A 21160-nucleotide genomic window follows, 5' to 3' on the forward strand; every position below is an offset into this window, starting at 1 on the left:
TCAGGCCGCGGTGGCGATGACTTTCGTCTCGAGGTACTCCTCGAAACCGGCGATGCCCATCTCGCGGCCGAGGCCGGATTGCTTGTAGCCGCCGAAGGGGACGTCGGCGGAGTACCAGATGCCGCCGTTGACGCTCAGCGTCCCGGTGCGCACGCCTTCGGTGACGCGCCGGATGCGTTCGGGGTCGTTGCCCCACACCGAACCGGACAGGCCGTAGGGGGAGTCGTTGGCGATGCGGACGGCGTCCTCGTCGCCGTCGTGCGGGATGATCACCAGCACCGGGCCGAAGATCTCCTCGCGGGCGACGGTCGAGCTGTTGGGGACGTCCGCGATCAACGTCGGTTCGACGAAGAAGCCGCGCTCCCGGTCCGGCCGCCCGCCGCCCACCACGATCCGGCCGCCTTCGGCGCGCGCGATGTCGAGGTAGCGTTCGACCCTGGCGCGCTGTCGCTCGGAGATCAGCGGCCCGCAGACCGTGCGCGGGTCGGCGGGATCGCCCGGCTCGATCCCGCCGAGCGTGGCCGCGGCCGCCTGGATCGCTCGGTCGTAGGCGGCGCGTGGCACCAGCAGCCGGGTGGACAGCGCACACCCCTGTCCCGCATGCACGCACACCGAGAACGCCGCCACCGAGCAGGCCGCCGCGATGTCGGCGTCGTCGAGCACGATGAACGCCGACTTGCCGCCCAGTTCGAGGAACGCCTTCTTCAATGTCGTCGCGGCGCCGGTCATCACGGCGCGGCCGGTGGCCGTCGACCCGGTGAAGCTGATCATGTCGACGCGCGGATCCGCGGTGAGCCGGGCGCCGAGCGTGTGGTCCGCGGAGGTCACGATGTTCACCACACCGGCCGGGATGTCGGTCTCCTCGGCGATGATGGCGCCGACCGCCGCCGCGCACCACGGGGTGTCCGGAGCGGGTTTGAGCACGACGGTGTTCCCCGCGGCGAGCGCCGGGCCGAGTTTGGCGAAGTTGATCTGGTGCGGGAAGTTCCAGGGCGTGATCGCCCCGACCACACCGATCGGTTCGCGGCGCAGTACTCGGCGTGTCTTGATGCCCATGGGCGCGGCCACGCCCAGATCGGTTTCCCAGGCGTAGGTCGCGGGGAGCCCGGCCGCGTAACCGAGGTCGGCGACCGGACCTTCCAGTTGCGGGCCGCTCGTGAGCATCCGCGGTGCGCCGACCTCGGCGATCGTGATCTCGCGCAGTTCTTCGACATGGGATTCCAGCGCGGTGCGCAACTGCGCGAGACAGCGCGCCCGGAAGGTGTGATCGCGCGACCAGTCCGTCTCGTCGAACGCGGTCCGCGCGGCGTCGACGGCCGCGTCGAGGTCGGCCGCGTTCGCGTCGGCGGCGAGGCCGAGGACCTCCTCGGTCGCGGGGTTCACCGTCGCGAAGACACCGTCGGCGCCCTCGACCAGCTTGCCGCCGATCAGCAGGCGGGACCCGTCGGCGGGCAGAAGGCTGCTCATGGATTACTCCGATACTGTCTGGACACGTGTACGGAATATAGTCTTGGAACGTGATCGGTGGCAATAACAGGTTCTAACTCTGCCATTCTCGCCGAGATCTGGGCGTCAGGTGACCCGACCTGTATCGACTCCCGCCGGTGTTTCGTTTGAGCGGAGAAGTGAGCTCTGATCGGATGATTGTCGAGATCGAGTACGCGGTGGTAGTGTCCAGACACATGTCCAGCTATCTGTCTTCGTTTGGGCCGCCATGCGGTGCCGCGTTGCGGAACGTGTTATCGGTTTGGGAGTGTGGGCGATGACGGCTGTGGTGGGGCCGCTGGTGTTCGACCCGTATGACTACGGGTTTCACGACGATCCGTATCCGGTGTATCGGCGGTTGCGGGTGGAGGCGCCGCTGTACCACAACCCGGGTCTGGGGTTTTGGGCGTTGTCGCGGCATCCGGATGTGGTGGGGGCGTTGCGTGACAGTGTGCGGTTGTCGAGTGCGAATGGAGTGTCGCTGGATCCGGCCGCGTGGGGTCCGCACGCGCATCGGACCATGTCGTTCCTGGCGATGGACGATCCGCGGCATATGCGGATGCGGCGGTTGGTGTTCAAGGGATTCACGCCGAAACGTGTCGCGCAGATGGAGGACCGGATCCGGGAGTTGACGCTGTCGTATCTGGTGCCCGCGGTGTCCGGTGCCGTCTTCGACTGGATCGATGAGGTGGCGGGCAAGTTGCCGATGGATGTGATTTCGGAGCTGATGGGGGTGCCGGCGGTGGATCGGGTGGAGATTCGCCGGTTGGCGGATCTGGTGGTGCACCGCGAGGACGGTGTGCTGGACATCCCGATGGCGGCTGTCGAGGCTTCGATCAAATTGCTGGGCTACTACACGGAGATGGTGGCGGAGCGTCGGCGCGCCCCGAGAGAGGATCTGACCTCGGCCTTGCTGGATGCGGAGATCGGCGGTGACAGGCTCACCGATGCGGAGATCATCGGTTTCCTGTTCTTGATGGTCGTGGCGGGCAACGAGACGACCACCAAACTGCTGGGTAATGCGTTGTATTGGGGTGGGCGCAATCCGGGGGAGTACGCGAAAGTCGTCGCCGATCCAAATCTGGTCTCCGACTGGGTAGAGGAGACCCTGCGTTATGACACCTCGAGTCAAATGATCGCCCGCACCGCGACCGAGGACCTGGCGTATCACGGGGGTGTGGTTCCGGCGGGGGCGAAGGTGTTGTTGCTGATCGGTTCGGCCAACCGGGATGCGGCGGTGTTCGAGGATGGTGACAGTTTTCGTATCGATCGTGCCGACAGGTCCGGGCTGGTGAGTTTCGGGGCGGGTGTGCATTTCTGTTTGGGGGCGCACCTGGCTCGTGTGGAAGCGACGGTGGCGCTGACGGAGTTCGCGTCGCGTGTGCGGTCCTATGACGTCCTCGATTCCGGGATCGCCCGGGTTCATTCGTCCAATGTGCGTGGCTTCGCGCACCTACCCATCACCGTGGAGACCCGATAATGCCAAGATTCGCACCCCATCCGGAGCGCAGGCCCGCGCTCGTCGCCGGCGCCTCCTCCGGGATCGGCGCGGCCACCGCCGTCGCCCTGGCCGAACTCGGCCACCCGGTCGCGCTCGGCGCGCGTCGCGTCGAGCAGTGCGCCGAACTGGCGGACAAGATCCGGGCCGACGGCGGTGCGGCGTTCGCCCATCGGTTGGACGTCACCGAGTCGGATTCGGTGGAGGAATTCGTGCGTGCCGCCGAAGAAGCGCTCGGCCCTACCGAGATCCTGGTCTCCAGTGCGGGCGACATCGAGTTCGGGCAGGCGTACGCGATGGATCCGGAACGATTCGTGCGCCAGGTGCAGGTTCATCTGGTCGGCGCGCAGCGTCTCGTGCACCGGGTGCTGCCCGGCATGCTGCGCAGGCAGCGCGGCGACATCGTATTGATCAGTTCGGATTGCGCCTCCGACCCGCGTCCGCGCACGGGCGCCTACAGCGCGGCCAAGGCGGGACTGGAAGCGATGGCCGCGCAGATGCGGATGGAGCTCGAGGGTAGCGGCGTCCGCCTGTCCCAGGTGCGCCCCGGACCGACCTTGACCGGAATGGGCATGGACTCCACGCCCGAGATCGTCGGCCCGGTGCTGGAGGACTGGAAAGCGTGGGGGTTCGCTAGGCATCCGTACATGTTGCGCGCGAGCGACTTGGCCGCCGCGGTGGTCGCGGTGGTATCCACCCCGCGCGGCTCGCACTTGGTGCTGGTCGAAGTGCAACCCGAAGCGCCGATACGTCCCCTCCCGGACGGCGCGGGACCGAACGAACAGTAAGGAGTCACGATGCGAGTGCTCGCCGATCTGGATCTGTGTCAGGGGCATGCCGTGTGCCAGGACGAGGCGCCGGAGGCGTTCCACGTCCCCAAACGCGGCAAAGTCGAGATCCTCGACGCCGCCGCGGACCCGCGGGCCCGCGGCGACGTACAGCGCGCGGTCCGATACTGCCCGACCCGAGCGCTGTCGATCGCCACGGACGAATAAGCGGAATTCGTCCCTCGCGGCAGGTAGGCAGGGCGCGGCCGGGCGAATACGATGAATCCGAAATCGGAACGTGTTCTAATTCAGCCGCGCGGTCCGGCCCGGCACCTGCGGCGATGCCCGACGTCATGGAGAAGCCGATGAGCACAGCACACACCGACAAGGCCGAGAGCACCTTGCCCGCCAGGATCACCGGGGAACTGCTCGCCCGGCTGACCGGGCTGGTCGCCGCCGACGGTGGCGCGGCGCCATATGAGATGACCGAGGTCTACACCGGCGCGCCGGTCGGTGCGCTTCCACAGTCGTCCCCGCAGGACGTGCTGACGGCGTGCGCCGCCGCCCGGGCGGCGCAGACGGAGTGGGCCGCACTGCCGCTGCGTCAGCGGCTTCGGGTGTTCGAGCGGCTGCACGAGCTGATCCTCGGCGAGGTGGAGACCATCGCCGACCTCGTCCAGATCGGGTGCGGCAAGACCCGTCGCATGGCCGTCGAGGAATCCTGCGACGTGCCCATGGTGATCAGCCATTACCTCAAGACCGCGCGCCGGGTGCTGCGGCCGAAGCGGCGCGGCGGCGCGATGCCGCTGATCACCTCCTCGATCGAGCAGCACCGGCCCAAGGGTCTCGTCGCCGTGATCGCGCCGTGGAACTTCCCGTTCGCCATCGCCCTGTCCGACGCCATGCCCGCGCTGATGGCAGGCAACGGCGTGGTCCTGAAGCCGGACAACAAGACCGCGCTGTGCGTGCTCTTCGGCGTCGAACTGCTGTACCGCGCCGGGCTGCCCCGCGGCCTGGTCCAGGTGGTGTGCGGCGAAGGGCCCGACATCGGGCCGACCCTGATCGACAACGTCGACTTCGTCATGTTCACCGGCTCGACCGCCACCGGCCGGATCGTCGGCGAGCAGGCCGGGCGCAACCTCATCGGATGCAGCCTGGAACTGGGCGGCAAGAACCCGATGATCGTGCTCGCCGACGCGAACCTGGACGAGGTGGTTCCCGGCGCGGTGTTCGCCGCGTTCGCCAACTCGGGGCAGGCGTGCATGCACATCGAACGGATCTACGTGCACCGGTCCCTCCACGAGGAATTCCTGCGCCGGCTGGTCGCCGCGGCGGCGGAATTGAACGGAAAGATCGGCGGGGCCTACGACTACACGCCGGAGTTCGGCTCGCTGGTCTCCCCGCAGCATCTGGAACGGGTCGCCGCGCACGTCGACGACGCGCGGGCCAAAGGCGCCACCGTGCACGTCGGCGGGCAAGCGCGCCCGGATGTCGGTCCCGCTTTCTACGAGGCCACTGTGCTGACCGGCGTGACACCCGAGATGACCCACGCGACGCTGGAGACCTTCGGCCCGGTCGTCACCGTGTACCCGTTCGACGACGAGCAGGAAGCGGTGCGCCTGGCCAACGCGACCGACTACGGTCTCAACGCCAGCGTGTGGACCCGGGATGCGGCACACGGCGAGCGGATCGCCGCACAGCTGCAAGCGGGCAACATCAACATCAACGACGGCTTCGTCGCGACCTACGCCGCCAAAGGCACGCCGTCGGGTGGAGTGAAGCAGTCCGGAATCGGCACCCGGCACGGTGACCAGGGCCTGTTGAAGTACACCGATACGGTGAACGTCGGCGTGCTCAAGAAGCAGGTGCTCGCCGCGCGGGCCGGTCAGCCTTACGACAAGCAGCTGAAGATGACCTTGATGTCACTGCGGCTGATGCGCCGGACCAGGTTGCGCTGAAAGCTCGTAGGCCGATGCGCCCGCGGCGGTCGGAAACCCGGTGATCCGGTAGCGTGGCCGTCGGGGTGGATCTACGGAATCGAGAACGGATACCTATGAGCCTTCGAGAAGTCCCGCTACGCACGCTGTCCGGCGAGTCGACGACCTTGGCCGACTTGGTCGGCGACCGCGCCGTGCTGCTGGTGAACGTGGCCTCGAAATGCGGGCTGACACCGCAGTACTCCGGCCTGGTCGAACTGCACGAGTCCTACGGCCCGCGCGGTTTCAGCGTGGTCGGCGTGCCGTGCAACCAGTTCATGGGCCAGGAGCCCGGCACGGCGGAGGAGATCCAGCAGTTCTGTTCCACCACCTACGGCGTCGACTTCCCCTTGCTGGAGAAGACCGACGTCAACGGCGACCAGCGCCACCCCCTCTACCAGACCCTGGCCGACACCCCCGACGCCGAAGGCAACGCCGGCGACATCCAATGGAACTTCGAGAAGTTCCTCATCGACCGCGACGGCAAGGTAGCGGGCCGCTTCCGCCCCCGGACCACCCCCGACGCACCAGAATTGGTCGCCGCCATCGAATCCGTGCTCTGACCGAACGTGAAACCGGAGCCGCCGTCCATCCAGGACGGCGGCTCCGCTCGTATCCCGGCCGGGGCCGGACGCTCCCCCTGCCGAACCTCTCGAATCGACTGCCGCGAATTCATCAATTCCGAAGGCTCGACCCGTGGGTGTCGCGGCTGCTGTTAGGCGCAACGGACAGCAGTGGCCATCGTGAGATCAGTATTCCCTCAGACATTCTGAACGGTGATCATCGGATCAGGCTGAACACCTCCGCGAAGTCTGTCATGTATCTGGCCGGCACCACGAAGTGGGTCAGATGATACTTCTCCCGATATCGCTGAAGGGTTTCGGCGATGTCGCCGTGGGATCCATGCAGTATGCCGGGCAGTGCCAACAGCTCGTTGTCAGATAGATCAGGTGTCACCTTGCGTGGCAACGTGAAGTCGAACTCTCCCTTACTCTCGAGGTATACGCTGCCGAGAGTCAGTCCGAGCTCCAACTCCTGGAGCGGTCGTCCAGCCGAGACTCGGATGTGTTCTATTCGCTCGGAGATCGCCCGCTCGACGGCTTCGACGGTGATAGGACGTCTTCCCACCGGAACGTCCGCCAACGATATGATATCGGCGTGCTTCGCGGCCGCAGCGAGTAGCCGATCTCCCTTCCCCGCGACAAGAATCGGGGGTGAAGGTTGCTGCCGTACCAGCGGGTGCTCCTCAGTAAATCTGCGCCGTAGCTCAATGATCGTACGTTGCAGGTGGGCAACACGCTGGCCGGCGGTCGGAAACGACTGCCGCGCCTCCTCGAATTCTTTCTGTGCCCAACCGGCACCGAGGCCGAGTTCCAGGCGGCCGTCGGTCAGAAGGTCGGCGGTTGACACGTCGCGAGCCAGCCGCGCCGGGTTGTAGAAAGCCGTGTTGAGAACGAATGTGCCCAACCGCGGACGAGTCGTCACTGCGGCCAACGCCGCCAGGGCGGGGAATGGCGAGAGAAGTCCGAGGCGGTCCTGAAGCATGATCAGGTCGTAGCCGAGATCCTCCGCCTGCTGGGCCCGGTCTTGCAGCCAGGACATCGAACCCCTATTAGACGATCCGACTCCGAATTGAACGCCGAAGCGGAATAGCCTCTCGTTCACTCAATTTCTCCTGCGCATCTCATCCGGCCTGACCGCCGTTTCCGAGGGAATCACTCAACGATCAGCGTGATCCCTCAGCTGCCGACGGGCGTAGATTGTGCACGGTGCCCCGAGAGCCAAGACTTCCAGGTACTGCTTCCGTGCTTCCGAGTGCCTTCCGGTTCTCAGCAGAAAATCGGCCAACCGAGCGTGAGCCTTGGAATCCAGAGGATCGTGGTCGATCAATCTCCGATAGTATTTCTCAGCTGTTCGGAGATCACCGGCATCCCATGCCGCTCGCCCGCGAGTCTCGAAGAGTGGATGGAAATTCTCGACCGCAAGGATACGGTCGTCCTCTGTCGACTGTTCGAGTGCCGCGACGGCGCATTCCTCGGCCCGGTCGAGCATCTCGGCGGCCGACTCATGGTAGCCGGCTCGATAGGGAATGAAACTGATTCCGCGCCAGTAAGCGCTTTTCAGTATCCACGGCAGGCTCTCGGCATCTGCGGAAGACCAGAGCATTTGGCTATACGCGAACCATTTACGCACCTCCGCGTCGTCCCGTCGTTTTCGAACGTGATGAACGGTCAGGTTCACCGCAGATGCCAGCCGCGTCTGCAGGGACAGCTGTTCGTTCGTGGCCCGCGCGATACCGATCTCGGCGACCCGCGTTGCCGCCTGCATGTCGTGCGGATCGAGGAGCGACCGCGCGAACGCGCCTAGATATGAAAGGGCCAACGTTTCTGACGTTTGCTGGGCGAACTCCTCCTGTCCGACCAAATCTGCCAAGAACTTCCAGAACGCCAGTTTTGCGAGCACGCGGGCGACGTCGAGCTGCTGGGTCGGCTCCAACGAAGCCCAATCGTCGATCAAATCACACATACACTGCCAAGGGTCGGAGCGTTGATCAATCGGCAGATGGCGCGGATCCTCCAGATATGGCGAACTCGGTTCATCCACTGCGATCGATGCTCGCAAGTGGAGCGGAGGCATAGCTTGGTTCGCCGGAATCTGCGCACCCGTTTGCAATCTGGCACCGAAATAGGCAGCGACGCGCGCGTGGATGGGCCCCGTAGCGCTGCAGAGGTCCGAATAAGCGGCGAGAAGCTGCCCGCTCGAGGGATGTGGGATCATGATACTCCTGTATCGTTTTCGGATCTACGCTCGCGTGAGCCAATGGACGAGTTGGATGACGTCACAACTGATGCCGCGACCGGCAAGAGTGGAATACACGGCCGCCACCACCTCAGGGCGTTGACGAAGAAAAGAGAGATCGGATTCGGGATGCAGCTGCGGTAACACCAGAGCGAGGCCCGTCCACGTTTGCGGCCGGATCGGGTCGTGCCGCAACTCATTCGTGTAGCGAGTCGCAGCTTGCACGAAATTCCCGGTCATCGCTGCAAAATCTCCGGAACCGTCGTCCTCGGAGTTGTCGGCCGTGGACATGGCAGCATGCCGAGTCAGCAAGTGTGGCAGCGTCAGCCTGCCATATTCGGCGGGGATGCCCTCTTGGTCGGCAATGGATGGTCTAGGAAGACTACCGGCTGAAGGATGCCCTTTTTGCCACTGGTCGACCAGGTTCGCCACCTCGTTGGAAGAGAGCTTCAAATTCCTTGATCGCCAGAATGCCGCCGAGCAGACGGAGACATCCGCGGCGACTTTACGAGTCTTGTCGGATATGTCTTCGGCCTGCCAGGATGCGATGCTGTCGGCCATGCTCGTGAGAAACGTTTCCCCGCTCGGAGTGAGCACGCCTGACGACATGACTTGATCCAGGGCGGTCGACACCTGGAGGCGTCCGCACTCGAATTCCATCTCTGCCCGCATGTTCGAATGGCAATTCGAATGCCTGTGCACACGCCAGAAATCGGTTACGCCGAAAAATGCGTAGATACCATGCAGCAGTCCATATATCGGTCGCGGGTCTATGCGCCAAGGAGCGTAGAAGCGCGCCGCCGTGTCCCGATCGAATAGGTCCGATTGGTCCGCCAGTAGGGAAAATTTATTGTGCTGGAATTCGTGAATCAGGGTGAGGGCCAACTGGCAAGCGTCTTCTGGGGCTGTGGAATAGACCGCCCCATACCCGGAAGGAGAAGTCCAACTCTGACCTACCGTGTCCGGTTTCGCGGTAAGCGGCACGATCATACGAAGACCAGCGCGCATCGGCGCATGGTATCGAGCGAAATCGCGACGAAGTGTCTGCCAAGCGCTACGAAGATGTTGCTCCCAGTGGGAAGTGCCTGCGGTGTCCAATACATCCGGAGGAAGCTTTAATTGATCGTCCAACTCGACGTCGAAGTCGCGAAACGGATCGAGGTCGTCCAAATAGAGGCTGTATGCGGAATCGTCCAGTTCTAGACGGCGTTGGGGAAGCCAAGCTTCTGTCGCTGCGGGATGGCGCGAATGGGTGTCAACCGTGATGTCACCGTATTCGAAAGTCAGTAGGCCATCGGCCGACCAGCGCAACAGGCAGGACCCGCATTCTTCGGCGTCGCTCAACCGGGCCATACCGATAAGCGGAAGCATCACCACTCCATAACGAACCACCACTTGCGCTGCACCCGGACGACCGGCAAGGATCTGCCCGCTTGCCGCGAGCCAGCCCAGGTAGCCGAGATCGGCCCACAGGGGAGCCGGCTGCTGGGAATCGTAGTCCGTGAAGTTGAGTCGCCGGAAGATCGATGTGATCCAGTTTCCGATATGTGGGTACGACAACAATTCCGCGGAAAGATTGTAATCGGCCTGTTGTAGGTCGACAAGTGCGAGGTATGCCCATTCGACGTCGGCGAAGTCGTCAGGTCGATCCGCAGCGAGCTTTGACAGGAGTGCGCGCAAAAGGAGCAGTCGGCCCCGCAACGCCTCCGCCGCAAGAGCTGTGACGACGGCTTCGGTGCCATATCCGGATCCGAGTTCGCGCAACGCGGATCCGATATACGATGTATCGGCGGATGTCATTTTCCGGTGACTTTCTCGAGGTCGTCGGCCAATCGCACGCTGATATGCCGGATCAACCCGGCGAGATCGCCGCAATAGACCGACGGATTCCGGAATCCGGTATCCGGTCGATATCGATGAACATAATTCCCGCCTCCGCATATATTCAGGAGCGAACAAGACAGGCACGTATCACTCAGCGCCGCAGTGCCGATCTGGCGCGCCACGACGCCAGGATCCCACAGTGCACGGCTCAGGCGATCTCCCATTCCTGTATTCGCGGTTCCGATGTCGACGATCCTGGTAGCACCGGAATACGCCGATTTCAACGCGTCGGTCTGTTCGAGGGTTCCGTCGGTTTCTATCACGGCGACCTGGATCGGAGCGAGTCCTACCAACTCTCCACGGCCTTGTCCGTCGATAAGCAAACGAATTATGTCGTCGAACAGGCGGATTCGAGTTTCGAGTTTCGGGGCATCGTACCAATGATCGAATATTGGGATCAGCCATTCAGCATACGGCGCAGTATCCTGAATCTCGATCTTGCCGGGAGGGGGTGACTGCCAATTTCCATGAGGCAAAAGGAAATCAACGGCCGGTGGGCCGAACGCGAGTAGCTCTTCATATGTTCGAAGTGGTTCGTTGACAAGGTCGATGGTGCACAGTAGGCCTCCGAACAGCTTCTTGTTCCGATATTTTCGTAGCGAAGTCAACCCGCGCGCCACCTCGTCGTAGCTGCCCCCGCCGCGACGTGACTTTCGATGTCGATCATGACCCTCACGGCCACCATCGATACTCACGCCGATGGTTACGTCCCACCGGTCGCAGATCTGCAAGAATTTCTCGTCGATGAGTATTCCGTTCGTCTGCACGCCCAGCCGTAACTCGGTCAGCGGACCCAAGCATTCTCGAGCATGACGCGCGAAGAATTCGAACCGCGAGTGACCCGCGAGTAACGGCTCGCCGCCGTGGAAAACAACGCTGACAGCGGGAACCTCGAAGCTGCCGATGTGGTCGGCGATGCCGTGGCACGCATCGGAGAAGATTTGTTCGGTCATCACGATCGGCTGGTCGCGCCAACTCTGGTCGATCGCTTCGTACATATAGCAATAGTCGCAAGCCAGGTTGCATCTGCTGTGAATTTTCATAATGAATTGATTGAATGGGTACGGCTGCCACGCGGATGAGCGGAGCGCGTCGATATCCAATCCTACTGAAGGCCAAGGCCCCCGGATCCGGCCGGGCATGTCTGGTACCTCGAAAGTGTTGGAATGATAAAAATAGGCTGCTGTGTCGGGTGCGACGCCACGATGGGGAAGCCCTGCGGCCCAGGAATGCAGCCTGGGCCGCAGGGGCATGACGCAACCGACTCGAAGTGTTTCCCGGCGGTTCAAAAATAGAGCGAATCCGCCGGCGGTCGATCAACTGTCGACTGTGTCCGCGGGTCCGACGACGCGCGCACAACGAGAGCTGGTCATAGACATCAGTACAGATCGGGTGTCACACGACTCGCTATTGATAGTCGATGAACGCCTGAAAGGCGAGAGGCGCCGCGTGCAGCTGCGACGCCATCTGGCGTTTTATCGAAAACTGCAAGGCCGGGCTTATATCCTCCAGCAATCGATCGATGTCATCGACGGAAGTGTCGATATAGAGAGTTGATTGGTTCACCTTTGTCTCCTTGTTCTTTGATATTGCACCGTGACGCGGGCCCTCATGTGGGGCCGATCCGTCGCCGGCAACAGGCGGATCGCGACACGACCTCATCTGCACAGTATTGGTAGTTCTCATGGATCTGGAAGTTCTCATACAGGGTCTTCCTGAGTAAATGCCGTCGAGGTAGAGGTGGAGAAATGGGGTTGGTAGACAGCCGCAGAATGGAGGCTCACGAGTGCGGTACCGAACATGGCGATGGGTAAGATAATTCCGGTTCTCTCCGTTCCCAGCCAGGAGGCCAGGTATCCGCCCATCAACGGCCCGAGGGCGGCCGCTCCGGAGTTCCAAGTCGCCATCGCGCCTATCGCTCTGCCGAGGATGCCGTCCGAAAGAACTTGCATGCGAGCGGTGGTCAGAGCGACGCCGAAGATCGTGCCGACGAAGCCCACGCCACACCAGCAGATTGTCAAGACGCGCGGACTGAAGGTGAATGCGAACGAGCATAAAAGTATTGCCCACGTCCATAGAGCGCCACGATATACAGTTGTAGTGTCGAACAGGCGGATCAGGTGAGGCGCGATGATCGTCCCGATCACCCCCCCGACACCATTTGCGCCGAGGACTACGCCGGCCTTCCATCCCGCTTCCCCACTGGCATGCAGGTGCACCAGAGTCAGCACGATCGCCATTTGCACAATCATGCTGCTCAAGCCCGCGGTCAGCGTTGTGGTGCGGAGGAATGGATGGCCCCACACCATACGCACCCCGTCGATCATGCGGGTTTTCCCGTCTTCCTGGTGGTTCGTCGACCGCAACGGTGCGGTTTGGTCGGTAGGCGTTGCCGCGAACAATGTTGCCAGACAAAAGAGAGAGGACACGCCATCAACCAAGAAAGGCAGCCATCTGGCTATTTCGGCGATGCCGGCGCCGAAGGCGCGACCGACCATAATTGCGATCGGCTGCTCAGCGACGACAAATGAATATGCCGTCGTGCGATCTTCCGCCCGAACAACATTGCAGATAACGGGCACTTCGCAGATTTGGAACAACACCAGCGCGCTGCCCTCGGCGAAGGCCGTAAAACACCACATGAGCGCGACACCGGGTGGCCGGACGACGGCGATCAGTGCAGCAAGTGAGATGGCGAAAAGTCCGACGGCCTGGCAAGCTATCAAGATACGCCAGCGGTTGAAGCTGTCCGCAATTTTCCCTGCAGGCAGCTGCAGGAGCAGGGTGGCCAGCGTGAAGGAGAACGATACCCAACCTGCCATGATCGACGACCCGGTCATAGCGAGGACGATCAAGGGATAACTTATCGAGACGCAGTAGCAGCCGACAAGCGAGACGGCATTGCCGGACCACAGCAGAACGAAATTTCTGTTCCCGAGAATTCCGGTAGAATATGGCAACGTAGTTCTCCCAGCAATCAGCTCTATCAATCCCCGCGCTCGTCGAGTAACTGCTCGAAGCTCCGTCCGAAATTTCCTGGTCACGTCCACGCGGGATCTCTCCGATCGCCGAGATGTCCGCGGGAAAACCAGCGTATGCCGATGAATGATGGAAAGTCGTCGGCATTATCATCAGACTTTATGCGGGTGCCGCTCGAGCGTTGTGTACTGCGCAAAGCCCAGGGCGGTCATCGGCCGGTGAGGCGAGCCGGCTGCACCGGGCGGAGCGCGACAAATACTTTCCATGACTGCACCTTTCTACCCACTCCGCTGCCGAATGTGGCATGAGTAGGAATCAGATAGGAAGCTTCGGCGGTGATCTTCCCCTGTCGTCAAGGGGGGAGCTGTCCGGCCATTTTCCGTTGCTGGCCCACAAAGTGTATTGGCCGACAAAGTGTTTTCGCAATCTCTTACCTCCATTTTTGGGAAGCTGCCCGTGAAAAAGTTCCATAAGCAGGGCATGCAAGTGCATACCGAACTCGGGCGTAGGAATTTCCCCCATGGTGTTCGATCCTTGAATGTGTGGTCGATATTTTGCTGACGAATCTCGGCACGGCGTGTGTTATCGCGCAGCGTGCGCAGAAAGGCTGCAGCACTGTTCGGGCGGGAGTGTCGCTTCCGGTGGCAGCCGAGCATCCGTGACGGCGCGCTGCCACAGCGGCTGAGGTGAATATCGCTGTGCTTGCTTATTACGATTCCGGGTTGCCGCTGCCGATCGTCGCGAGTTCTGGCCGCAACAACCGGCCCTCTCTGCGCCGTTCGGTCAGCGCGGTGGTAGCCACCGGGTTCGGACGTGCTCCTACCGGTCCCATGGGACTCTTGTGAGTTCGTCGAGATTCGAAAGTCGCCTTGTCGATCGCATCAGCGCCTCGAGGTTCACATCACTTTGGTCGCCGAAGTACGTGTGGGCGGTCGCTTGGTGCTCCAACGCCAGGCGCCTGCTGATGTGTTGGCGAACGTCTCGTCCGGCGTCGCGCCAATCGTGACTGGTGACCTCGGCTCGGAGTCGGTGCTCGTCGTCAACCAAAAGGGTTCCGGTTGGTCCGGATGGCTCGAAGAGCAGTTGGACGAGGGGATGGTTGTCCGGTATCGGGTTCATCGGCGCGGTGGAGCTACGTACAAGGTTGTCGGCCGCGACGACAGCCTGCGCCGCGAATGCCGGGTGCGCGGCGATGCCTACGTGGTTCTCCACGGCCTCGGCCGCGGCGACGGCTTTCTGCAGCGGTGCGAGGCCGAACGGATTCTGTGACATCCAGGCCTTCTGGACCGAGAGCGCCCGTTGGGCATCGACCACCTGCTGATCGGTGGCATTCATCGCCCGCAGAATCGGCGCGATCATCGCATCCGGAACTTTGCTGTCGCCCAGGCCGTCGAGCACATTCGCGACACCGAGAGCCGAGGTCATCCCGCCTTGAATGCCCTGCAACCTTCCGGCCGCTTTGAACCGCCAGTTGGTCCGGGCGCCATCGTTGTATTCGTGCATTTGCCGAAGCATCGGCGAGATCGCGATGTTGTTGAGATCCACACGCCTCTTTCGACGCGCGAGCGGGTTCAACGGGTTCACCGTGGCTCCCGCCAGCCAAGCAGTCGCCGGAGACGCGTTGACAGTATTGAGCGCGGACAATCCGGTGATCAGCGCAGCAGGAGGCATCGAGGATTTGGATTGTGCTGCGCCCATCCCCAGCGCTGGGCCGCCACGCCCGCCTGAGCGTGAAGGGCCTTGGATCGCCGAAGCGAATCGATTCGCCACCCAGTTACTTCCGCTGCTCAGGCTGAGGTCGAGCTTGCGCAGTTGCGAGAGCGCGATGATCTCGACGGCGCCCGCGACGATGATCGCCGTTATCGCCTGTCCGCGAGCCTGCTGGAAAAGGTTGCCGAGGAACAAGACATAGATACCGAGGAAGATGATGTAGGCGGCCATGCGGATCGCGGCGATGAACCCGTCGACGATATTGCGGACGAGGAACGTCTGCGTCGGCCCGTACACGAAGCCGCCGACGGCGAAACCGAAGATCGTCATGAAACAGTGGTAGATCGCGTCCATCGCCGCCTTCATGACCCTGATGCCGAGAAGTGCCGCGAACAGCAGCAGGATCCCGCCGCACAGCAGCAGGAGTAGGCCGGTACCGATCTGGCCCATGCTCGGATTACTGGCCTTGGCGTGCGCGGCCGTGTCGCCGCAGACCCGCAGGCCGTTGCGCACCCGCTCGTCATCGCCGGACCGGATGCCCGCCGACCAGGCGGCTCGGCACGACGGGTTGTCGTCGAGGATGTGCCCGAAGTTCCATATCTGCAATGGATGCCGCGCGAAATTGTCGGCGAGTGTCTCCTGCATCGTCGGGAGCAACTGGGATGGATTCGGGCTTCTGTTCCCGTTCAATCCAGCGGCCACCGAGATGCCCAGATCGCGGCCCTGTGCCAGCAAGCCGTGGGAGGAAAGCACCTCAGAGAGCGGCTCGGCCAGGAACACCGGTCCGAGGACCGCGACCGCCACCATCGTCACGATCTGCATCGCGGCCCTGGCGTGGTACCCGCGCACAATGAACCAGCCGACGAAGAACGCGCCGATGGCCACCGCGGTCACCAGCGCGATCGGCGTCGCGATCTGGCCGGTCAACGCGTCCGCCACTTGCCGCAGCGCGGCCGCGAACCAGTCCATCCAGCGGAAACTCAGCGCATAGCCGATCAGCCAGATGGCCGATGTCACAATGGTGATGTAGCCGACGAACTCCAGCCCGAGGATCGCCCACAAGATGGTGGCTCCCGGATTCAGGGGACCACCCCGGTCGGTGACGAAGGAATAGCTGGACAAGGGTACCTCGAACGAATCACGAATGTTCATCCATCGCAACGCGTCATTCCCCGAGGATTCGCCAGTTTGCGCGTACGCAACCGCGCCGATGACCCCTGGAAAGACGAGCAACGTGAACAACACGAGAATGACGGCGGTGATTCGACGCCGACACTCGGTGGCGAAAGAGCATGTCCTCCAGGCCGACCGAGCGTTACGCAGATGCCGCGAACTCGACGGTGAGTGCAACTTTTTGGAACTTGATGTGTTGCGAACGCTATGAACGGCGCGGTTTTTCACCACACTCCCATCGGTGATCGCATACATCGAGCCGATGGGCCGACGGTAGGGGAAGGATGCATGCCACCGTCACGCGCGCTGATAGCGGGCACGATAGGGCGAGCGTCGAACCACTCAGTGCCGCAGCGTGTGTCGCGACCCGTTATGGTGTCCAATCGGGCGCAGCGGATGTTCGGATGCTTCGTGAGCGCCACACCGCCTGCTGAAAATCGTTGCCGCACTGTCGGTAATCTTCCAGGTCCGGCGCCCGCCCGGCATGGGGGATATCCCTACGATCAATCGGTCTGATCGTCTGTGCTACAACGTGATCGAAGACGTAGACGTTGACCCCGGACTGCGGATCCAACGGCTCCTGCCGGTACCTGTGGCCACGCCGATGGCCTCGCCGCTCGATGGTGTGCCACTCGAGACCTTGTCAGGAGCGGTGGGTGAGGGGTTCGCGTAGGCCGAGGTGGGCGCGGAGGGTGGTTCCGGTGTATTCCGTGCGGTAGACGCCGCGGTCTTGGAGTTCGGGGACGAGCCAGTTCACGATTTCGTCGAGGCCGGTCGGGACCAGGTAGGGGGAGATGTTGAAGCCGTCGGTCGCGCCGTGGCGGACCCAGCGGGCCAGTTCGTCCGCGACCTGGGTGGGGGTGCCCGCGAAGCCGGAACGTTCGGTGGAGGCGATCACGACTTCGCGCAGGGAGAGGTTTTCCGCCTCCGCCCTGGCCCGCCATTCGCGGGCGATGGCGATCGGGTCCTGTCCGGAACGCGGTGCGCCTCGGGTCTCCGAGATCGGGCGGGGCTGCGGATCGTCCGCGGGCAGGGGACCGTCGGGGTCGAGGCCGGACAGGTCGCGGCCCCAGATCTGGCCGGCCAGCGACAGCGCGGTCTGACCGGTGTACTGGCCGCTCTTCACCCAGCGCACTTTCTCCTCGACCTCGGATTCCTTCTCCGCGAGGATGATCTGCGTGCCGGGCAGGATCCGGATGTCGTCCTCGGGGCGGCCCGCCGCGCGCAGGCGTGTACGGATGTCGTTCGCGAAAGCCAGCGCGTCGTCGAAATGCGTTCCGTGCCTGGAGAAGATGACATCGGCGTGCGCGGCGGCGAAATCGCGGCCGGTGGGTGAATCACCCGCCTGGAAGATCACCGGATGCCCTTGCGCGCTGCGCGGCAGCGTGGGGGTGATCGTCACGTCGAAGTGCGGGCCGGTCCGCACCACCGGATGGATCGCCTCGGCACGCGCCCACGACGGGCTCTGCTGCGAGGTCGCGATCGCGCCGTCGTCCCAGGCGTCCCAGATCGCCCGCACCGTGGCGACGAACTCCCCGGCGCGCTCGTAACGCAGCGCGTGGTCCAGGAATCCGCCGCGCCGGAAGTTCGCGCCGGTCCAGGCGTTGTCCGTGGTGACCGCGTTCCAGCCCGCCCGGCCGCCGGACAGCAGGTCCAGGCCGCCGAGTTTGCGCGCCAGGTCGGCGGGCTCGTTGTAGGTGGTGTTCTGGGTGGCCACCAGGCCGATGTGGCGGGTGACGCCCGCCAGCGCGGCGAGCTGGGTGATCGCGTCGGGGCGGCCCGCGATGTCCAGCTCCAGGATCGCGCCGTCCTGCTCGCGCAGGCGCAGGCCCTCACCGAGGAAGAACGCGTCGAACAAGCCGCGCTCGGCGGTCTGCGCGACCCGGCGGAAGGTTTCGAAGTCGATCTGCGAGCCGCTGGACGGGTCGGACCAGATGGTGGTGTGGTTCACGCCCTGGAAGAAGACGCCGAAATGGACCTGGGCGTCGGGACGCGGGAAGTCGGTCACGGAAACGATCTCCTGACGATCAGCGGGTGGTCGCGTAGCGGTTGGCGGGGCGGTTCAGGCCGAGGTTGGCGCGCAAGGTCGAACCGGGGATCGGGCGGTGCGCGACGCCGGTGCGCAACAGCGCGGGGACGACCTCGCGCGCGAGCACGGGCAGATCCTCGTCGATCACGGCGAGGTGCAGCCGCACACCGTCCAGGTGCGCGCTGAGTTCGGTCAGCAGATCGGTCAATTCCCTGGCCGATCCGGAGAACGCCAGGCGGCCCGGCGAACCGGAGGATTCGCCGAATCGCTGTGCTGCGCGCGTGCCCGGAACGTCCAAGGTCACTTCGACTTCGGCGAACGCGAGCGCGGCCCCGCCGGAGTCCGCCGCCACGGCCGCCGCGACGGAATCGGCGGCGACGAGCCGGACATCGACCTCGCCTTCGGTGCCGAACACCACGGGCTGACCCTGTGGCGGCCGCGGCACGATCGCGGGTCCCTTCACCGAGAAGCTCTCGCCCTGGAAGTCGATGTAGTGCAGCTTGTTCCGGTCCAGGAATCGGCCGCTGGCGTAGTCGCGGATCACCGCGTCGTCTTCCCACGAGTCCCACAGGCGACGGGCCACCTCGATCGAATCCCGTTGCTCGCGGGCCAGATCGGCGTCTTCCGACACCGGTCGACGTCCCCAGGTGGCGGCGGCGCGTGGATCGTCGACGCGCTCGGCGATCCATCCGGCCCGTCCCCGCGAGGCGTAGTCCAGCGACGCCACCTGCGATGCCGTGTGGAACGGTTCGGCGTAGGTGGTGGCGACGGTAGGAACCAGACCGATCGTGCTGGTCGTTGCCGCGACGAAGGACGCCCGCGTCACCGCGTCGATGCGACCGGGAATCTCCTGCCCCGGCAGGATCGAGTCGGCGAACGTGGCCAGGGTGAACCCGGCGTTCTCGGCGGCGGCCACCCGCCTGTGCACGGTATCCGCGGTGAGCAGACGGTCCGGCGCGTGTGCCGCCCGCCGCCACGCCTCGGGGCGGAACCCCTCTCCGTCGAGTTCTACACCGAGCGCGAAAACGCCCATCCCGCACCTTCTTTCATCCCGCGAACGATGACGCGACGAGCGGTGGCCCGAGCCGGGCACGATGCGGCTCGGGCCACCGGCGGCGCACCCCTTGCGAGCATGCGCGCAAGGGGCGGCCGATCGCGATGGTTTGCGTCGCGATGATTCGAAGGTTGTCGAACGTAGGGTCGGCTACCGTGCCGCCCGAGCCGCGAAAGCGGCCGCCAGCAGGACCGTGACGCCCTCGGCGATCGCGGTGCCGCCGAGCGCATGCGCCGCACTGCGCACCGTGCTGCCCGCGAGGCCGAGGAACAGCGACCCGAAACCGGCGATCCCGACCACCACGCCGAGTTGCACGTTGGTCACCAGGATGCCGCTCGCGTCGGCCGCCAGGCTCATCGGGACCTTGGCCAGCGTGCGGGTCATGAGCGGACTGAAGGCGATACCGTTGCCCGCGCCGCACAGGCCGAGCAGGGTCAGCGCGAGCGGTCCGACCTCGCCGCCGTCACGAAGCAGCACGCCGAGGGCGACCATGCTCACCGCCCCGACGACCAGGCCGAGCGGGATCATCACCGGATGGAACCGGGCCGGGACGCGTTCCCAGTTCAGGCTGGCGACGGCGAAGGTCACGCCGAGGGGGACGAACAGCAGTCCCGCGTGCAGCGCGCTGTAGCCCAGCGTGCTCTGTAGGTGGATCGCCATGACGAACATCCAGCCGCCGAAGGTCGCCATGGTCACGAACAGCGCGACCGCGGCGGGCACGAGGCCGGGCGCGGTGAGTACCGCCCGCGCGAACAGGGGCTCGCCGCCACGGGTGGCGACGACCCGCTCGATCGCCACGAACGAAGCGAAGCCGAGCACGCTGGCGGTCAGGGCGATCCACGACCACAACGGCCAATCCAGCTCCCGCCCCAGGACGAGCGGCAACACCAGCATCAGCACCGACGCGGTGAGCGTGGCCAGTCCCGGCAGATCGAGCTTGCGCTCGAGCCGCTGGGCCGAGGACGGCAGGATGCGCGGCGCCGCCGCGAGCAATACGAGGCCGATCGGCACGTTCACCAGGAACACGCCGCGCCAGCTGCTGCCGAAGAGATCGGCGTTGACGATCAGCCCGCCGAGGACCTGTCCGGCGACCATGCCGCCGGAGATGATGGCCGAGTAGACGCTCAGCGCCCGCGCGCGGGCGTCGCCGGTGAAGGTGCGCTGGATGAGCGTCATGATCTGCGGCACCATGGCCGCCGCGCCGACGCCCTGGGCGAACCGGAAGACGATCAGCGATGCCTCGTTCCAGGCCAGACCGCAGGCCAGCGAGGAGAGGGTGAACAGCGCGAGTCCGGCGATGAACGCGCGGCGCTGGGTGAATCGGTCGCCGAGGCGCGCCCCGGTGACCAGCAGGACGGCGTAGGCGATGACGTACCCGGCGACGATCAGCTGCAGCGCCGCGCCGCTGGTGTGCAGGGAATTGCGGATGGAGGGAATGGCGACGTTGACGATGGAGGCATCGAGCACCGCCATGAACTGCCCGGTGAGAATGACGGCGAGGAGGGCAAGCGAACGCCGCGCTCCCAGCACGGCCGGTGCGGCCGCGGCGGCCGTCGTCGCCGCGGGCCCCGGCGATATGGTCTGTGTCATGCACCGAGCATGCGGTGCGCCGGGCACCGGTAACAGGAGCCCGATAACACTGGTACCGGCAGCACCAGGCTGAGTGTGCGGCACAACGCGATACCGAGTAGTTTCGAGGCCTTCCCGGCACCGTGTCCAGTGTCACAGACGTGCGCGGAGGCTATTGCCTGACCAAAGTACTTAGACGAGCTAACGTGTTTATGGAGGCGCGTTCAAGGACCGAAG

At 64.2% G+C, this 21160-nt stretch carries 16 protein-coding genes; 5 read left to right on the forward strand and 11 right to left on the reverse strand.

The window, feature by feature from the left end; translation table 11 throughout:
• Nucleotides 1-1467: an aldehyde dehydrogenase gene (locus tag ACIA5H_RS08150; protein WP_397074760.1), complete on the reverse strand. Its 1467-nt coding sequence runs from the start codon at nt 1465-1467 to the stop codon at nt 1-3.
• Nucleotides 1468-1762: 295 nt separating this feature from the next.
• Here ACIA5H_RS08150 and ACIA5H_RS08155 point away from each other — a divergent pair, with 295 nt between their 5' ends.
• The 5 genes from ACIA5H_RS08155 to ACIA5H_RS08175 all read left to right on the forward strand — a co-directional run bounded on the left by ACIA5H_RS08155 (nt 1763) and on the right by ACIA5H_RS08175 (nt 6289).
• Nucleotides 1763-2965: a cytochrome P450 gene (locus ACIA5H_RS08155; RefSeq protein WP_397074762.1), complete on the forward strand. Its 1203-nt coding sequence runs from the start codon at nt 1763-1765 to the stop codon at nt 2963-2965.
• Nucleotides 2965-3771 carry an SDR family oxidoreductase gene (locus ACIA5H_RS08160; protein ID WP_397074764.1) on the forward strand — a complete coding sequence of 269 codons (807 nt, stop codon included), beginning with the start codon at nt 2965-2967 and terminating at the stop codon, nt 3769-3771. The genes ACIA5H_RS08155 and ACIA5H_RS08160 overlap by 1 nt, the downstream gene beginning before the upstream one ends.
• Nucleotides 3772-3780: 9 nt before the next feature.
• Nucleotides 3781-3978: a ferredoxin gene (locus ACIA5H_RS08165; RefSeq protein ID WP_379253870.1), complete on the forward strand. Its 198-nt coding sequence runs from the start codon at nt 3781-3783 to the stop codon at nt 3976-3978.
• 137 nt (nt 3979-4115) lie between these two features.
• Nucleotides 4116-5708 (forward strand): succinic semialdehyde dehydrogenase, encoded by a 1593-nt coding sequence (locus ACIA5H_RS08170; RefSeq protein ID WP_397074767.1) that lies wholly within the window; start codon nt 4116-4118, stop codon nt 5706-5708.
• 95 nt (nt 5709-5803) lie between these two features.
• Nucleotides 5804-6289, forward strand: a complete 486-nt coding sequence (locus ACIA5H_RS08175) for a glutathione peroxidase (RefSeq protein WP_355075053.1) — start codon at nt 5804-5806, stop codon at nt 6287-6289.
• Nucleotides 6290-6506: 217 nt separating this feature from the next.
• On the opposite strand, the gene ACIA5H_RS08180 is transcribed toward ACIA5H_RS08175, so the two are convergent.
• From ACIA5H_RS08180 to ACIA5H_RS08225, 10 genes are all read right to left on the reverse strand, one after another.
• Nucleotides 6507-7391: a TIGR03621 family F420-dependent LLM class oxidoreductase gene (locus ACIA5H_RS08180; RefSeq protein ID WP_397074769.1), complete on the reverse strand. Its 885-nt coding sequence runs from the start codon at nt 7389-7391 to the stop codon at nt 6507-6509.
• Nucleotides 7392-7445: 54 nt separating this feature from the next.
• On the reverse strand, nt 7446-8330 hold the full coding sequence (locus ACIA5H_RS08185) for a tetratricopeptide repeat protein (RefSeq protein ID WP_397074771.1): 885 nt from the start codon (nt 8328-8330) through the stop codon (nt 7446-7448).
• A 198-nt stretch (nt 8331-8528) separates the two neighbouring features.
• Entirely contained in the window at nt 8529-10325 is a 1797-nt protein-coding gene (locus ACIA5H_RS08190) for an HEXXH motif domain-containing protein (protein ID WP_397074773.1), read from the reverse strand.
• Nucleotides 10322-11662: an FxsB family cyclophane-forming radical SAM/SPASM peptide maturase gene (locus ACIA5H_RS08195; protein WP_397074775.1), complete on the reverse strand. Its 1341-nt coding sequence runs from the start codon at nt 11660-11662 to the stop codon at nt 10322-10324. Before ACIA5H_RS08195 ends, ACIA5H_RS08190 begins: the two co-directional genes overlap by 4 nt.
• Nucleotides 11663-11816: 154 nt before the next feature.
• Nucleotides 11817-11975, reverse strand: a complete 159-nt coding sequence (locus ACIA5H_RS08200; protein ID WP_397074777.1) for a hypothetical protein — start codon at nt 11973-11975, stop codon at nt 11817-11819.
• Nucleotides 11976-12109: 134 nt separating this feature from the next.
• On the reverse strand, nt 12110-13459 hold the full coding sequence (locus ACIA5H_RS08205) for an MFS transporter (protein WP_397074779.1): 1350 nt from the start codon (nt 13457-13459) through the stop codon (nt 12110-12112).
• 748 nt (nt 13460-14207) lie between these two features.
• Nucleotides 14208-16526 carry a hypothetical protein gene (locus ACIA5H_RS08210; RefSeq protein ID WP_397074781.1) on the reverse strand — a complete coding sequence of 773 codons (2319 nt, stop codon included), beginning with the start codon at nt 16524-16526 and terminating at the stop codon, nt 14208-14210.
• Nucleotides 16527-16914: 388 nt separating this feature from the next.
• A complete protein-coding gene (locus ACIA5H_RS08215; protein ID WP_397074783.1) occupies nt 16915-18279 on the reverse strand; it encodes an NtaA/DmoA family FMN-dependent monooxygenase in 1365 nt (454 codons plus the stop codon).
• A 19-nt stretch (nt 18280-18298) separates the two neighbouring features.
• Entirely contained in the window at nt 18299-19333 is a 1035-nt protein-coding gene (locus ACIA5H_RS08220; RefSeq protein WP_397074785.1) for an LLM class flavin-dependent oxidoreductase, read from the reverse strand.
• A 171-nt stretch (nt 19334-19504) separates the two neighbouring features.
• Nucleotides 19505-20944, reverse strand: coding sequence for an MFS transporter (locus ACIA5H_RS08225; protein ID WP_397074787.1), 1440 nt, complete (start codon nt 20942-20944; stop codon nt 19505-19507).
• Nucleotides 20945-21160 lie beyond the last annotated feature (216 nt).

Source organism: Nocardia sp. NPDC051900 (assembly GCF_044452545.1).
Lineage (GTDB): Bacteria > Actinomycetota > Actinomycetes > Mycobacteriales > Mycobacteriaceae > Nocardia > Nocardia sichangensis.

Excerpts from the sequence above, each read along its gene's own strand:
- ACIA5H_RS08150 (WP_397074760.1), bottom strand. The coding sequence starts at position 1,467 with ATGAGCAGCCTTCTGCCCGCCGACGGGTCCCGCCTGCTGATCGGCGGC.
- ACIA5H_RS08155 (WP_397074762.1), top strand. The coding sequence starts at position 1,763 with ATGACGGCTGTGGTGGGGCCGCTGGTGTTCGACCCGTATGACTACGGG.
- ACIA5H_RS08160 (WP_397074764.1), top strand. The coding sequence starts at position 2,965 with ATGCCAAGATTCGCACCCCATCCGGAGCGCAGGCCCGCGCTCGTCGCC.
- ACIA5H_RS08165 (WP_379253870.1), top strand. The coding sequence starts at position 3,781 with ATGCGAGTGCTCGCCGATCTGGATCTGTGTCAGGGGCATGCCGTGTGC.
- ACIA5H_RS08170 (WP_397074767.1), top strand. The coding sequence starts at position 4,116 with ATGAGCACAGCACACACCGACAAGGCCGAGAGCACCTTGCCCGCCAGG.
- ACIA5H_RS08175 (WP_355075053.1), top strand. The coding sequence starts at position 5,804 with ATGAGCCTTCGAGAAGTCCCGCTACGCACGCTGTCCGGCGAGTCGACG.
- ACIA5H_RS08190 (WP_397074773.1), bottom strand. The coding sequence starts at position 10,325 with ATGACATCCGCCGATACATCGTATATCGGATCCGCGTTGCGCGAACTC.
- ACIA5H_RS08195 (WP_397074775.1), bottom strand. The coding sequence starts at position 11,662 with ATGCCCCTGCGGCCCAGGCTGCATTCCTGGGCCGCAGGGCTTCCCCAT.
- ACIA5H_RS08210 (WP_397074781.1), bottom strand. The coding sequence starts at position 16,526 with ATGTATGCGATCACCGATGGGAGTGTGGTGAAAAACCGCGCCGTTCAT.
- ACIA5H_RS08220 (WP_397074785.1), bottom strand. The coding sequence starts at position 19,333 with ATGGGCGTTTTCGCGCTCGGTGTAGAACTCGACGGAGAGGGGTTCCGC.
- ACIA5H_RS08225 (WP_397074787.1), bottom strand. The coding sequence starts at position 20,944 with ATGACACAGACCATATCGCCGGGGCCCGCGGCGACGACGGCCGCCGCG.